This is a genomic window from Nocardia sp. NPDC102475, assembly GCF_055584605.1.
Genome location: NZ_JBVJLS010000003.1, coordinates 314,265 through 328,370 on the forward strand (window position 1 = coordinate 314,265; position 14,106 = coordinate 328,370).

At 67.1% G+C, this 14,106-nt stretch carries 13 protein-coding genes and 1 pseudogene; 4 read left to right on the forward strand and 10 right to left on the reverse strand.

What is annotated here, in order from left to right; genetic code table 11:
• The 4 genes from ACZ60G_RS07160 to def form a co-directional block, all read right to left on the reverse strand.
• Positions 1 to 342: an MmcQ/YjbR family DNA-binding protein gene (locus tag ACZ60G_RS07160; protein WP_465808034.1), complete on the reverse strand. Its 342-nt coding sequence runs from the start codon at positions 340 to 342 to the stop codon at positions 1 to 3.
• A gap of 315 nt (positions 343 to 657) precedes the next feature.
• A complete protein-coding gene (locus ACZ60G_RS07165) occupies positions 658 to 2,145 on the reverse strand; it encodes an RsmB/NOP family class I SAM-dependent RNA methyltransferase (protein ID WP_465808389.1) in 1,488 nt (495 codons plus the stop codon).
• 569 nt (positions 2,146 to 2,714) lie between these two features.
• The gene (gene fmt, locus ACZ60G_RS07170) at positions 2,715 to 3,638 is read right to left on the reverse strand and encodes a methionyl-tRNA formyltransferase (protein WP_465808036.1); all 924 of its coding nucleotides are present in this window, start codon (positions 3,636 to 3,638) and stop codon (positions 2,715 to 2,717) included.
• Complete coding sequence (gene def, locus ACZ60G_RS07175) at positions 3,638 to 4,201, reverse strand: peptide deformylase (protein ID WP_040692128.1); 564 nt, start codon at positions 4,199 to 4,201, stop codon at positions 3,638 to 3,640. Before def ends, fmt begins: the two co-directional genes overlap by 1 nt.
• Before the next feature lie 228 nt (positions 4,202 to 4,429).
• Between def and ACZ60G_RS07180 the strand changes: the two genes are divergently transcribed.
• Together ACZ60G_RS07180 and ACZ60G_RS07185 are read left to right on the forward strand one after the other, a co-directional pair.
• A complete protein-coding gene (locus ACZ60G_RS07180) occupies positions 4,430 to 5,824 on the forward strand; it encodes an ATP-binding protein (RefSeq protein WP_465808038.1) in 1,395 nt (464 codons plus the stop codon).
• On the forward strand, positions 5,821 to 7,773 hold the full coding sequence (locus ACZ60G_RS07185; RefSeq protein WP_465808040.1) for a vWA domain-containing protein: 1,953 nt from the start codon (positions 5,821 to 5,823) through the stop codon (positions 7,771 to 7,773). The genes ACZ60G_RS07180 and ACZ60G_RS07185 overlap by 4 nt, the downstream gene beginning before the upstream one ends.
• A gap of 4 nt (positions 7,774 to 7,777) precedes the next feature.
• Here ACZ60G_RS07185 and ACZ60G_RS07190 read toward each other — a convergent pair whose 3' ends face one another.
• From ACZ60G_RS07190 to ACZ60G_RS07215, 6 genes and pseudogenes are all read right to left on the reverse strand, one after another.
• A complete protein-coding gene (locus tag ACZ60G_RS07190) occupies positions 7,778 to 8,812 on the reverse strand; it encodes an NAD(P)-dependent alcohol dehydrogenase (protein ID WP_465808042.1) in 1,035 nt (344 codons plus the stop codon).
• Between the two features lie 82 nt (positions 8,813 to 8,894).
• A complete protein-coding gene (locus ACZ60G_RS07195; protein ID WP_465808044.1) occupies positions 8,895 to 9,584 on the reverse strand; it encodes a TetR/AcrR family transcriptional regulator C-terminal domain-containing protein in 690 nt (229 codons plus the stop codon).
• Positions 9,585 to 9,676: 92 nt separating this feature from the next.
• The gene (locus ACZ60G_RS07200) at positions 9,677 to 10,585 is read right to left on the reverse strand and encodes an esterase/lipase family protein (RefSeq protein ID WP_465808046.1); all 909 of its coding nucleotides are present in this window, start codon (positions 10,583 to 10,585) and stop codon (positions 9,677 to 9,679) included.
• A gap of 203 nt (positions 10,586 to 10,788) precedes the next feature.
• On the reverse strand, positions 10,789 to 11,445 hold the full coding sequence (locus ACZ60G_RS07205; RefSeq protein ID WP_327099924.1) for a PadR family transcriptional regulator: 657 nt from the start codon (positions 11,443 to 11,445) through the stop codon (positions 10,789 to 10,791).
• Between the two features lie 220 nt (positions 11,446 to 11,665).
• A pseudogene (locus ACZ60G_RS07210) lies at positions 11,666 to 11,770 on the reverse strand (carotenoid oxygenase family protein); the annotation flags it as partial.
• 34 nt (positions 11,771 to 11,804) lie between these two features.
• A complete protein-coding gene (locus tag ACZ60G_RS07215) occupies positions 11,805 to 12,395 on the reverse strand; it encodes a TetR/AcrR family transcriptional regulator (protein WP_465808048.1) in 591 nt (196 codons plus the stop codon).
• Positions 12,396 to 12,469: 74 nt separating this feature from the next.
• Here ACZ60G_RS07215 and ACZ60G_RS07220 point away from each other — a divergent pair, with 74 nt between their 5' ends.
• Both ACZ60G_RS07220 and ACZ60G_RS07225 read left to right on the forward strand, forming a co-directional pair.
• Positions 12,470 to 13,315 carry an NAD(P)H-binding protein gene (locus tag ACZ60G_RS07220; protein ID WP_465808050.1) on the forward strand — a complete coding sequence of 282 codons (846 nt, stop codon included), beginning with the start codon at positions 12,470 to 12,472 and terminating at the stop codon, positions 13,313 to 13,315.
• Between the two features lie 182 nt (positions 13,316 to 13,497).
• Positions 13,498 to 13,692, forward strand: a complete 195-nt coding sequence (locus tag ACZ60G_RS07225) for a hypothetical protein (RefSeq protein ID WP_465808052.1) — start codon at positions 13,498 to 13,500, stop codon at positions 13,690 to 13,692.
• Positions 13,693 to 14,106: the final 414 nt, after the last annotated feature.

The following is a 14,106-nucleotide window of genomic DNA, read 5'->3' on the forward strand; positions in this document are numbered from 1 at the left end:
TCAGCGTGCCCGCTGTTTGCGGAGTTTCGCGGGCGCCGACAACCACCAGGCGGCGTCGAGCAGCTCGCGGAGTTGATCGGGCTCGATCCGGTCGAGGTCGATGAGGATGTAGGGATATCCGTCATAGTGCGGGGTGGTGTAGAAGGCCGGGTCACCGGAGGTGAGCATGGCCTCCTTCTCCGCCATCTCGCACAGCAGCACGAGTCCACCCTCGGCCTCCGACCGCAACCGCGCGAACCCCTTACCGCTCACCTTCAGCGCGGGACTGCGCCACCACGTCGATTCCGCCACCTCGGGCAGTGCGATCGCCAGCGCCACCACCTGCTCCCATGTCATCGCCATGCGATCAGTCTGCGCCGCCGACTCAGCTACGACTTGGACGAATGTCGCCTCCGAGGGTGGACCTTCTATGGTCTTTCCAGGCCGAGCGATGCAAGGCCCGCCGATGTTGATGCGGCACGCGTGCGGCGATGCAGCGAGCCCAGAGGTGCCTCGGATCAGGTGCTACTCGACAGGCTTACGCAGCACGGCCACGAACATGGCGTCGCCACCCGGCGGTGCGGATCACGTGCCGCACCTGGCACGAACTTGCGACCCGTCGCCGCTCTATTGCCGAGCCGAATGCCGCAGGCCGCTGGTCGCGCCTCCGATCAGGTGCTACTCCAGAGGCTTACGCAAGGCGGCCAGGAACATGGCGTCGGTGCCGTGGCGGTGCGGCCAGAGTTGGACGCCTGGGCCGTCGCCGATATCGGTGACGCCGGGGAGGAGGTCGCGGGTGTCGAGTTGGACACCGCCGGTGCGGCGGGCGGCGTCGGCGACAACAGCGACCGTCTCCAGCAGGTGTGGGGAGCAGGTCGAGTAGAGGACTACGCCGCCGGGGCGCAGGAGATCCCATGCGGCGGCGAGGAGTTCGCGTTGCAGGACGACCAGTTCGGCGACGTCGGCGGGCGTGCGCCGCCAGCGGGCCTCCGGGCGGCGACGCAGTGCGCCGAGACCGGTGCACGGTGCGTCGACGAGGATGCGGTCGTAGCCAGGAGTGAGGCCGCTGTTGCGGCCGTCGGCGACGTGCACGTCGACGGGTAGGTCGCGGACGGTCTTGCGGACGAGTTCGGCGCGATGTTCTGCAGGTTCGACCGCGTCGACGCGATGACCGTCGATTGCGGCGATCGCGCCGAGCAGTGCCGCCTTGCCACCGGGTCCGGCGCACAGGTCGAGCCAGCGGCCGTTGTCCGGACCTTCCAGTTCCGCTCGGGTCAGCGCGAGTGCGACGAGTTGACTGCCCTCGTCCTGTACTGCCGCCATGCCTTCGCGGACCGGCTCCAGCTTGCCGGGATCGCCGCCGCCGTCGAGGTAGACCGCGTACGGCGACCACCTACCCTCTTCGCCGCCCGTCACCAGGGCCAGCTCCTCGGCGGTGATATCGCCGGGACGAGCCACCAGGTGCACGATCGGACGAGCATCGTCGGCTGCCAGCACGTCCCGCAGCTCCCCGGCCCGCGCGCCGAGCGCGTCCGCGAATGCCTGCGCGATCCACACCGGATGCGCGAATTCGAATGCCAACCGGCCCACCGGATCTCGCGGCGCGAGTTCATTCACCCACTCGTCGACGGACTTCTCCCCCGCCCGCCGCAGCACCGCATTGACGAAACCCGCTTTACCCGCACCGAACTCCGTGCGGGCCAATGCCACCGAGGTATCCACCGCCGCATGCGCCCCGATCCGGGTGCGCAGCAACTGATACACCCCGAGCCGCAGCACATCCAGCAGCGGCCCATCGATCTCCGCAACCGGCCGCCCAGCACCCGCCGCGATCACCGCATCCAGCAGTCCGAGCGAACGGCAGGCCCCGTAGGTCAGTTCAGTCGCCAACGCCGCATCCCGCCCCGAAATCCGCCGGTCGCGCAGCAGCCCTGGCAGCACCAGATTCGCGTAAGCGTCCCGCTCCCGCACCGCCCGCAACACATCCCGCGCCACCAGCCGCACCGGATCGCCGTGTGCTACCGAATCCTTTTGCCGCCCAGGACGACCTTTCGGCGCATCTGCACGCCGATCCGAAGTACCACCTGCGGTCGCGGCCGAACTCCCCGCACGATTCGACCGTCGCTCATCACTGCCCGCAGACCGCTTCCCCGGCCGCCCTTGGATTCCTCCCGCCGAACCGGACTTCGCAGCATCCGAGCGATTACCCCGTCGCTGCCCGCCGGATCCCGCAGCGCTGTCCCGCGAGTGCGCACTCTGGTCTGGCGAGGCCGCCGAACTCCCGCGCCGTCCTGCCGGGGCCGACGAGGCCCCGCGGCGGACACCGCCGGACTGCCTCGCTTCGGTGTTCCGGGGGCTGTCATTCCCCTGTGCGGATCGTTTCGACGCATCACCGCGCTTCGCCCGATCCCCTTGTCCGGCAGCGGTACCTTCCCGATCGACCCGCGCGGTACCGCCCTGCCATCCACCTCGCACCGCGTCTTTGCCCTGCGCCGAAGTCGAACCTTTATGCCGCGACGAACCGTCCCCCGGTGATGCGGACTTGCGCTGATCGGTCATATTCCGCCGCTCTGATTGGGTCCGCGGCGCATCGCCGCGGAGCTGGTCGGTGCGCCACGGCCGGGCTTCGTCGTCGCGCCGTATGGACTGCGCATTCTTCTGTTGTGCACCACTTTTCGCTGACGTCGCGCGGGCGAGCCAACCAGCGTCGACGGCGGACTTGCGATTCGGCGTGGTCACTCGACCACCGCGCCGGCCTGCAGGCGCGCACCGCGGGCCCAGTCGAGGGCCGACATCATGCGTTTGCCTTGCGGCTGAACCTGATCGAGGCGGACCGCGGTGGTTGCGGTGCCGACGAAGACGCCGGACTTGCGGACCTCGATCGTCCGTTCCGGCAGGACTTCCTCGACCATCTCGACGGGACCGACCTTCAGGCGAGTGCCGTTCACCTCGGTCCAGGCACCGGGTGCGGGAGTAACCGAGCGAATGCGGCGGTTGATCGCCAGCGCGGGCTGATCCCAGCGGATATGCCCGGCCTCGACCGGCAACTTGGGTGCGTAGGAAACTCCGTCATGCGCTTGTGGAACCGCTTGCAGCGTCCCGTCTTCCACGCCGTCCAGCGTCTTCTCCAGCAGCACCGCCCCGGTACTCGCGAGCCGGTCGAGCAGCGCGCCCGCGGTATCGGTCACCGCGACCTTCTCGGTCACCACGCCGAAGACCGGGCCGGTGTCCAGGCCCGCCTCGATCTGGAACGTGGACGCGCCGGTGATCTCGTCGCCCGCATCGATCGCCGCCTGCACCGGAGCCGCGCCGCGCCATGCGGGCAGCAGCGAGAAGTGCAGGTTGATCCAGCCGAAGCGCGGAATATCGAGCACCTGCTGCGGCAGCAGCGCACCGTAGGCCACGACCGGACAGCAGTCGGGCGCCAGTTCGGTGAGCTGCTCGATGAATTCGGGCTCGGCCGGGCGCCGCGGCGTCAGCACGGGAATGCCGTGCTCATCGGCGAGCCGCCCGACCGGCGACCGCTGCACCTTGCGTCCGCGCCCCGCGATGGCATCGGGGCGGGTCAGCACGGCGAGCACCTCGTGCCGCTCCGAATCGATGAAACGCTGCAGCGACGGGACCGCCGGTTCCGGTGTGCCCGCGAAGACAATGCGCATCAGCGACCCCGTCCGAACGGTCCGGCCTCGGTCGAGCCGAGCGCACGCGAACTGCGCACGGTGATACCCGCGCTGAACCAATCGGATTCGCGAATGGTGCGCATCGCCTCCTTGCGCTGCGCGGGATCGAGACGATCGATGAACAGCACACCGTCCAAATGATCGGTCTCGTGCTGTACGCAGCGGGCCAGCAGGCCCTCGGCCGCGAATTCCACCGGCTTACCGTTCACATCGACACCGGCGGCCCGCACCCGCAGCGCTCGGCGCGTGTCATAGCGCAGCCCGGGGATCGACAGGCAGCCCTCGGGCCCGACCTGCTCCTCCGCCCCCACTACCTCGTAGGTCGGATTGATCAGATGCCCCCTGGCGTCCTCGGTGTCGTAGACGAAAACCCGCAGCCCGACGCCGATCTGCGGCGCGGCCATCCCGACCCCGCCGTCATCGTGCATGGTCTCGGTCAGGTCGGTGACCAACTGCCGCAGCTCACGATCGAATTCGGTGACCTCCGCCGCACGTGATCGCAGGATGGGATCGCCGAAGAGGCGAACGGGCTGAATGGTCACGGCGGCGGCTCCCCAAAACGATGAACACGGTCGATTCATTCTAGAGAGAGACACCGTTCACACCGATCTCCCCGACCGAACGGGAAAAAGCTGGTAGAACTCCAGTGCGGTCCGGGCGGGGTGTTCACCCCTCCGCCCGGCCGCCTGTGCTTGTCAAGCTTATTTCCGGCTTGTTTCCAAGCACGCTGAACGTCGACCGCGTCGCCGAACCGACGTAGCGTCGATGGGGTGATTGTTCCTGAGCACCTGCCGACCACCGTCGGCGAGTTGCGCGCGGGCGGCCATCTGCCGCGCAGCGTGAAGTCCGAGATTCGCGAGAACCTGTTGTCCCGGTTGGGTTCCGGCGACGATCCGTGGCCGGGCATCGTCGGCTTCGATCGGACCGTCCTGCCGCAGCTGGAACGTGCGCTGCTGGCCGGCCACGATGTCGTACTGCTCGGTGAGCGCGGCCAGGGCAAGACCCGGCTGCTGCGCACCATGATCGGCCTGCTCGACGAGTGGACACCCGTCATCGCGGGTACCGAACTGGGCGAGCATCCGCTCGCGCCGATCAGCCCGGCCGGTCGCCGATTGGCCGAGGAGTTGGGCGACGACCTGCCGGTCACCTGGCGGCACCGCTCCGAGCGTTACGCAGAGAAGCTCGCAACTCCGGACACCTCGGTCGGTGACCTGATCGGCGATGTCGACCCGGTCAAGGTGGCCGAGGGCCGCAGCCTCGGCGATCCCGAGACCATCCACTTCGGGCTCGTACCGCGCGCGCACCGCGGCATCGTCGCCATCAACGAATTGCCCGATCTCGCCGAACGCATCCAGGTCGCGCTGCTGAATGTGATGGAGGAGCGCGATATCCAGGTCCGCGGTTACACCCTGCGACTACCTCTCGACGTGCTGCTCGTCGCCACCGCCAACCCAGAGGACTACACCAACCGCGGCCGGATCATCACCCCGCTGAAGGACCGGTTCGGCGCGGAGATCCGCACCCACTACCCGCTGAGCGTGCCGGCCGAGGTGGCGCTGGTCCGGCAGGAGGCCGAATTGGTGGCCGAGGTCGGGGACCCGCTGATCGAGGTGCTCGCCCGATTCGTGCGGCACCTGCGCGAATCGTCCGCGATCGACCAGCGCTCCGGCGTATCCGCGCGATTCGCGGTGGCCGCCGCCGAGACGGTGGCCGCTGCCGCACTGCGCAGATCGGCGCTCACCGGCGAGCGTCCCGCCGTCGCGCGGCCCGTCGACCTCGAATCCGTGCCAGCGGTATTGCGCGGCAAGCTGGAATTCGAGTCCGGGGAGGAAGGCCGTGAGCAGGAACATCTCACGCACCTGATGCGGCGTTCGTTCGCCGAGGCCGGGAGTGCGCTGCTCGGTGGGCTGAATCTGCGACCGTTGGCGGAGGCGGTCGGCGACGGCCATCTGGTCACCACCGGTGAACGCGTCCCGGGCAAGGATGTGCTCTCCGCGTTGCCGGAGCTGCCTGTCCTGCACGAGGTCGCGCGTCGGCTCGGCGTCGGCGCCGACGAACCGCCGGCCCGCATCGCGGCTGCGGTCGAATTCGCGCTGGAAGCCCTTTATCTGGCTCGTCAGATAGCCAAGGATTCCGACGACGGCGTCGCGGTGTACGGCTCATGACCGCGCCCGACCGCTACGCCTACGGGCCCTATCACGACGGACCCGACCCACTGGCGCCTCCGCTCGATCTGCGCGAGGCGCTGGACCAGATCGGGCGCGACGTGATGGAGGGCAGCTCCCCCCGCACCGCACTGGAGGAGTTGTTGCGTCGCGGTATGCGCGAAATGCGGGGGCTCGATGAGCTCACCCGGCAGGTGTGGCAGCGCCGCGCCGAGATCAGTAGCAGACACCGGCTCGACGGCACCCTGCAACAGGTCCGTGAACTGCTGGAACAGGCCCTGAAAGCCGAACGCCGCGAACTGTTTCCGGATCCCTCCGACGACGCCAGGTTCGCCGAGGCACAGCTGGACGCTTTGCCGCCGAGCACCGCGGCCGCCGTCAACGAGCTCGCCGAATACCAGTGGCGATCCGAGACCGGTAAGGAGAACTACCAGAAGATTCGGGACCTGCTCGGTCAGGAGCTGCTCGAATCCCGGTTCCAGGGCATGAAACAGGCCCTGGAGAACACCACTCCCGAGGATGTCGAGCGCGTCGGACGGATGCTGTCCGATCTGAACGACCTGCTCGCGGCGCATGCGAGAGGCGAGGACACCGAACAGCAATTCGCCGAGTTCATGGCCGAGCACGGCGAATTCTTCCCGGAGAATCCGCGCAATACCGACGAGCTGATCGACGCGCTCGCAGCCAGGTCCGCCGCCGCACAACGCATGTTGAATTCGATGTCCGCCGAGCAGCAAGCCGAACTGGCCGAGCTGATCGGGCAGGCGTTCGGCGATCCGCGCATTGCCCAGCAGGTCGCCGCCCTCGACGCCGCGCTGCGGGCGCTGCGGCCGGGCGAGGACTGGGACTCCGCCCAGCGGTTTCGCGGCAACGATCCATTGGGCCTGGGCGCGGGCACCCAAGCCCTGCAGGATCTCGCCGAACTCGACGCGCTCGCCGAACAGCTCAGCCAGTCCTATCCGGGCGCCAGCCTCGAGGATATCGATCTGGACGCCCTGGCCCGCCAACTCGGCGACGGCGCGAGCGTGGATGCCGCCCGGTTGGCCGAACTGGAACGCGAACTGCGCAGACAGGGCGTATTCGAACGGGCACCGGACGGCTCACTTCGGTTGACACCCAAGGCTTTACGACGGCTCGGCGAGACCGCGCTGCGCGATGTCATCGGGCAGTTGCGGTCCCGACGCGGCGAGCGGGATACCCGATTGGCCGGTGCGGCGGGCGAGCCGACCGGCGCCACCCGGGCATGGCAGTTCGGCGATACCGAACCGTGGGACGTACCGAGGACCGTGCGCAATGCGGTGCTGCGGTCGATGTCGGTCGGCCGTCGCGGCGTCACGCTCGACGTGTCCGATGTCGAGATCATGGAAACCGAACAGCGCTCCCGGGCCGCCGTTGCGCTCTGCGTCGACACCTCGTGGTCGATGGTGCAAGAGGGCAGATGGCTACCGATGAAGCGCACTGCCCTCGCGGTACATCAGCTGATCAGCACCCGGTTCCGCTCCGACGCACTGAGCCTGATCACCTTCGGCCGGCACGCCACCACCGTCGATATCGGCGAACTGACTGCGCTGGAAGGTGTTTGGGAACAGGGCACCAACCTGCACCACGCATTGCTGCTGGCCGCACGCCATTTGCGCAGACATCCGGACGCGGTGCCCGTCGTGCTCGTCGTGACCGATGGCGAGCCGACCGCGCACCTGGAACCGAGCGGTGCGGCGTACTTCAATTGGCCGACGGCACCGCGCACCTTGGCCGTGACAATGGCCCAGGTCGACGCCCTGGCAAAGCTCGGGGCATCGGTCACCGTCTTCATGCTCGGCGAGGACCCGAGCCTGGCCGCATTCGTCGATTTGGTGGCCCGCCGCAGCGGCGGTCGCGTCGTCGCCCCGGACCTGGACGGACTCGGCGCCGCGGTGGTCAGCGACTACCTGCACGGCAGGCGCGGTTGATCCGCTAGTCGTCGACCACGACCACCTTTCCCGTGGCGTGGCCTTCCTCCTGGTAGCGCACGGCCGCAGGTATTTCGGTGAACGGATAGGTCCGGTCGATGACCGGGGTGATCTTTCCGTCCTCGATGAGTTCGGTAAGCGCCATGAGGTTTTCCCTGTTCCGAGTGCATCGGGTCACCTCCGCCAGCGCGACTCGCTGCGAGATGAACGGCGCGAGCGCCAACGCGGCGAACATCCGCCCGGCGGGTTGCACCCAACGACCCGCCGGCCCGCCGACCGCGACATAGGTGCCCTTGGCGGTCAGCACACGGCGACATGCCGACATCGAGCGGCTTCCCGCGATGTCCACCAAAAGGTCGTAGCGCTGCCCGTTGCGCGTGAAATCCGCTGCGGTGTAGTCGATTACCGCATCCGCGCCGAGCGAGCGGATCAGCTCCATGTTCCGCGTGCCACAGATACCGGTGACCACCGCGCCGAACGCATGCGCGAGTTGTACGGCGAATGTGCCGACACCTCCCGACGCGCCGTTGATCAATACCCGCTGCCCGGGTTGGATCCGTCCCTCGTCACGAAGGGCCACCAGCGCGGTATTGGCCGCCAGCGGTACCGCGGCCGCCTGCTCGAATGACAGGTTCTTCGGCTTCGGCGCCAATTCACTTTCCCGGACACATACGTACTCGGCGAAGCCTCCCCCTTTGAGCATCGCGAATACCTCGTCGCCGGGCTGGAATCCGGTCACCGCCTTGCCGACAGCTTCGACCAGCCCCGCCACGTCCGCGCCAAGGATGGCGATGGACGGCTTGCGCAATCCGACGCCGCCACCCATCAGTCGCGCGACATACGGCTCGCCGCGCAGGAAGTGCCAGTCATAGGGCTGCACCGAGGTGGCACGCACCCGAACCAACACCTCGTCGGCCGCGGGTACCGGCTGGTCGATATCGGTGAGAGTCAGCTGTTCCGGTGGTCCGAATGCGCGAAGGACATAGGCCTTCATCATGTTCTCCTCAGATCTCGGCACCGAGACGCCACCCGCGCTCATGAGCCTTACAACGTAAGGTACCCTTACGTTGTAAGGCTCGTCAATGGCTGCCGCGAGCCATGCCGACCGAAGTCGTTATGGATCAAGCAGTCTCACGCAGACGGTCGAGACCGTCGAGAATCAGATCGAGCGCGAATTCGAATTCGAATTGGTCATCACACCAACCCAGCGTCGAGTCCGGATCGTCGTGGGCGACCTCCCGCAGCATCCCGACCAGATTCGGGAGCGCCTCGGCCATTCCGTCGAGCGCGGCCATAGCTTCGGCATCCATCGGTCCGTCGCCGGGATCGAACAACTCCTGGGTGAAACCCAGTGCCCGACTACCGAGCACATGCATCGCGTGGTGGGTCTGGTCGTAGGAGAAGCCACCTTCGCGCATCAGCCCGAGCAGGCCGTCGTAGTAGCGCAGCACTACCTGGCTGGTATTGGTCCGTGTCTGGAAAACACCGGGCGCCCACGGATGTCGGAGCAGCACCTCGCGTGCGGACAGAATCCGCTGCCGCACGGCCTGCTTCCACGCGGCGCCGGCAGCGGGCACATCGATGTCGGCAACGACCTCGTTGATCTCCCCCGCGATGACGTCGACGACGCCGTCCAGCACGTCTTCCTTGTTGGCCACGTGGTGATACAGCGACATCGCCTCGACCCCGAGCAGTTCCGCCAACCGACGCATCGTCAGCGCTTCGATACCACTCGTGTCAGCGACGTCGATCGCCGTGGAAAGTACTCGCATCCGGCTCAATGGGATTCGAGACTCGACTTCGGCCGCCACTTACGCATCCTCCCATACGGCGTAAGTCCGGCATGGACAGCTGAGCCGGGCGGAGGGTCGACACCTCCGCCCGGTCGCCCGAACCGCGGCCGTCAGGAATGTCCGGCGATGATGACCTCGGGAATGCCGGTGCCGAGCGGCACCTCTCGACATGTCGGAGCCGGTGCGTGGACCGGATCCAGCGTCCGCAGCAACAGTTCCTGCACGAATGGGTCGTAGACCATGTGGAAGTGACCGGTCTGGTCGATCGCGCATTCGTCCTGCAGTGCGATGTTCTCGACGTTCGGGCCGTGCAGTGCGATATTGCTGAACGGCTGGATCATCTCGTCGACTCGGCTGCCGATCGTCACATAGTGCGGGCCGGGCACGGTGTCACCGCCCGCATTGAGTTCGACCATCAGCGGCGAGCCCTGCACCTGCTGCACCGCCGCGAGCGAGGTGACCTGCGCGAAGGCCTGCAGCGCACCCGGAATCGACTGTGCTACCGGCACCAGTCCGTACATCACCCCGCCGTAGCTCGGCGATGCGAGGCCGATCCACTGACCGACCTTCGGCGCGCCCCCGAGCTTGTTCACGTAGTAGCGAGTGACGTTGGCGCCCTGGGAAAATCCGACGATATCGACCTGGGTGGCATTGGTGGCAGCCAGAACCTGGTCGACGAATGCGCCGAACTGATAGGCGCTCACCCACATGTCCTCGGTACCCCAGGTGTCTTTGCCGGGTGCACCGCCGTAGTTGAGTGCGAAGACACAGAAGCCGAGCGCCGAGATCTGCGGGCCGATGGCCGCCCAGTCGGAGTACGCCGAGGAATCGGTGCCGTGCGCCAGGACGACCGGGCGGGGATGCTCGGCGGTCGGCTTGCAGTCGAAGTTGTTGGTACCAGCCGGGGCCACGTTCTTGTGCGCCTTCTGATACACCGCCGCGGCCAGGTGGTCCGATTGGGACGGACCGATTTGGGTGGGTACATCCGGCGGGCGATATCCGGCGATCTGCGCACTCACGGGCGCTGGATCAGCTGGTTCGGCACTTGCTATGGGTGCCGCGCCGGAGCCGAAGATGACGGCTCCGGCCAAAACACCGGCAGACACCACTCGCCTGAACTGTGATACTCCCCAACCCCACTGACCACTCGGCTGTTCCATATCACAATGATGTACCCGATCCGCTCGAAAAGTGCACGCTCAGGCGGCGTTTCACACTGCCATTACTTTTCGGGGGCGTCGTCCTCGGCGAGAATGCGGTATAGCGATTTACGCGCCTCGGTGAGCACCTCCGCGGCCCGAGCCGCCTGCTGCGGAGTACCCGCCGCCGCGACCTGAGCGGCCGCACCCATCAGCTGTCCGATCAGCGCGCGCAGATCCATCGCCTGAGTGCCGACGTCCTCCTTGACATCGGCCCAGGGATCGCCGAGTTCGTCCCGATGCTCGGCGACGTAGGTCTCGCCCGCGTCGGTGAGCTTCGCGGTCTTGCGACCGGCGACCTTCTCGATGAGCACCAGACCCTCGTCCTCGAGCTGCGCGAGCGCCGGGTAGATGGATCCCGGGCTCGGGCGCCAGACATCGTCGCTGCGCTCCCTGATCTGCTGGATCAGCTCGTAACCGTGCATCGGACGCTCGGTGAGCAGCAACAACACCGCGGCACGCACGTCACCGCGCCTGCCCCGGCCACCGCGGCCGCGCCCGCGTCCGAATCCCGGACCGAAGCCGGGCCCGAAACCAGGACCGAAGCCCGGTCCGAACTCGGGTCCGAAACCGTGCCGCCCACCGCGGCGATGCTGGCGACGACCGGCGTCGCCCTCGTCGTGACCAGGCTTCCGCCAGCGACCACGACCTCTGAATTCTCCGTATTCGATGTTCTCCATGTCAGCCTCCTTGGGCTCTCGTGTATATCTCACGCTATCGACGATATATCGGCAATGCATCGCACGCAAGGGTGATCGGCGACACGAACCGACCGGGCGTCCCGAAACGAGGAATGGGCCGCACATCGGTCGATGCGCGGCCCGCGTAAGGACTTGTCAATTCAAGGGGTTGCCCCGTGGAGCAAGTCACCACCGAATCGCATGGAAGGTCGAAGCACTGAGTGGCGGTCGGCACCCAATTTCCGTGGAAGCCCGACGGAACACGGTGTGGCAGTCGGACACTCGCCATCGTCTCCGGCGTCGCCGCGTCGAGGATCGCCAGTTGCCGACCAGCCGCTCATCGACCCGAGGCAACTCCACTATGGCGCAAGCGAATCGATCCAGCGCTGGAGCCGCTGCCCCTCGGTCACCATGAGTTCCGGATCGCGGAAGGTATTGGTCAGCAACGAGATCCCCTGGTAGGCGGCGAACAGCGCAACCGCGAGGTCCCGCGCATCCACGCGGCCCATTGCCGTGAACTGCTGTTCGATCCAGTCGAGCAGCGTGCGAATGCTCGCCGCCGATGCCAACTCCAGGCCGTCGCCACGTTTACCCAGCTCCGAGGCCAAAGTTCCAGTGGGGCAACCGAATTGCACGGCGCGGTCACGCTGGTCGACCCAGCCGCGGACCAGCGCCTTCAGCCGGTCTTGCGGCTCGTCGTACTGCTCGAGCACGGTGATCAGCTCCCGCAGCGTCTGCACATGCGCGCCGAGTGCCGCCTCGACCAGCTGATCCTTGGTCTTGAAGTAGTAGTACACATTGCCGAGCGGAACCTCGGCGACCCGCGCGATATCGGCGATGGTCGTCTTCTCGACGCCCTGCTCGTGGAATACCTGGGCGGCCGCGGCGGCGAGACGTTCACGCTTGCCCGCCTTGGGCGTCGCGCGCCGGCCTTCGACTGAGTTAGTCATACAACTAACTATAGACAAGCGTTGGGTCCATCGGCTACCTTCATTTAAGTCAGTCAACTAACTCAGGAGTGAATGTGATCGTAGTGACCGGAGCGACCGGCAATATCGGACGCACCCTCGTGCGCCACCTCGCCGCCGCCGGTGAGCAGGTGACCGCCGTATCCCGCGGGAATCAGGACATCGCCGTGCCCGACGGCGTGCGGCATCGGCGGGCCGATCTCGCCGATCCCGAAAGCCTCTCCCCCGCAGTCGAAAACGCGGATGCGCTCTTCCTGTTGCTGACCGGGCCGCAGTTGGTGACCGGACCCGATCCGGCGCGGTTCGTCGAGGTCGCCGCGGCGGGCGGGGTCAAGAAGGTGGTGCTGCTGTCGTCGCAGGCGACGGGCACCCGGCCCGGACTGGCCTCACATGCGCGACTGCATGCGTTCGAGTCCGCGCTGCAGCGATCGGAGTTCGACTGGACGATTCTGCGGCCCACCGGATTCTTCTCCAACACCTACGCGTGGATCGAGTCGATCCGGGCCGAACAGGTGATTGCCGCCCCCTTCGCCGATACCGCACTGCCCGCCATCGATCCCGAAGACATCGCCGAGGTCGCCGCAACCATATTGCGCACGGACGGCCACTCCGGACGCACCTATGAACTGACCGGTCCCGCCGCGATCAGTCCGCGCCAGCAGGCCCAAGCCGTCGAAGATGCGTTGGGAATTTCGCTGCGGTTCGCCGAATTGACCCGCGAACAGGCGCGTTCCGGCATGTTGCGATTCATGCCGGAGGATGTGGCGGATGGCACGCTCGACATCCTCGGCACGCCGACACCTGCCGAGCAGCAGGTCAGCACCGATGTCGAGCGGGTGCTCGGACGGCCCGCGACATCGTATGCCGAATGGGCGCAACGCAATCGCGCCATCTTCGGCTAACCCCTGCCAACAACTCGAATCTGCTGCTCGCCCTTGCGATCTCGCACATCGACGCCGAGGGCGAGCAGCTTGTCGTCGAGGTAGAGGTGCCGCCGTAAGAGACGATCACCGCACCTGGCCGCGAGCTGGGCATGACGAGTACCGGCACACCTTGTGCCGATGCCGCTGACAAAGGCGTGTCCGTGGTGGTGGTCGTGCCTGCCGAGGGTCTGGACGGGGGTCGCGGCGGGGCGAGTGCGGTACGGGGGGAGCTGGCCGGGCCCCAGGTGGCGTTCCCGTCCGCGTCCGCCCACGCCTCGCCGCAGCCGTGGGGCGTCATGCCGAGCAGGCCCAAGGACCCGTTGACCCGCTCGTTGCCACAGCCCGTCGTGGAGTAGGTGACTAACTCGCGATCCCGACGCGAAGGACGTAGGTGAGGTAGGCATGCTGCCGCCGACCGGCTCGTCCATGTCGCGCACCGAGTACCAGGCTTAGGTGTAGCCCATGAACTCGACGTAGGCAGCCACCTCGTCGGCCCGTGGTCTCAACCACGGGCGGGCAGCCGGGCAGCGCGGTGGTCGGGTCGTTCGGCGTGGTCGTCATGTGTCCCTCCGTGGTCCAGTGTCGCGCAGCGTCGTACGACGTCCTAGGACGCTCACCAGAACAGTCGCGCCACCGGCCGAAATTCATCGCAGCACGGAGCGCCCTCGGCCGAGCCTGCACGGACGGCTTACAAGTTCACAGACCGCGCTCTTACTGTTCGCGCTCGTTCTCTGGGGCGAGTTGGGCGTGGTCGTCGGCGACGCTGAGCG

What these genes read in the sequence shown, in the direction of transcription:
- ACZ60G_RS07205 (WP_327099924.1), bottom strand. Translation starts at nt 11,445, where the DNA reads ATGGAGAACATCGAATACGGAGAATTCAGAGGTCGTGGTCGCTGGCGG.
- ACZ60G_RS07215 (WP_465808048.1), bottom strand. Translation starts at nt 12,395, where the DNA reads ATGACTAACTCAGTCGAAGGCCGGCGCGCGACGCCCAAGGCGGGCAAG.
- ACZ60G_RS07160 (WP_465808034.1), bottom strand. Translation starts at nt 342, where the DNA reads ATGGCGATGACATGGGAGCAGGTGGTGGCGCTGGCGATCGCACTGCCC.
- ACZ60G_RS07190 (WP_465808042.1), bottom strand. Translation starts at nt 8,812, where the DNA reads ATGAGCGCGGGTGGCGTCTCGGTGCCGAGATCTGAGGAGAACATGATG.
- fmt (WP_465808036.1), bottom strand. Translation starts at nt 3,638, where the DNA reads ATGCGCATTGTCTTCGCGGGCACACCGGAACCGGCGGTCCCGTCGCTG.
- ACZ60G_RS07185 (WP_465808040.1), top strand. Translation starts at nt 5,821, where the DNA reads ATGACCGCGCCCGACCGCTACGCCTACGGGCCCTATCACGACGGACCC.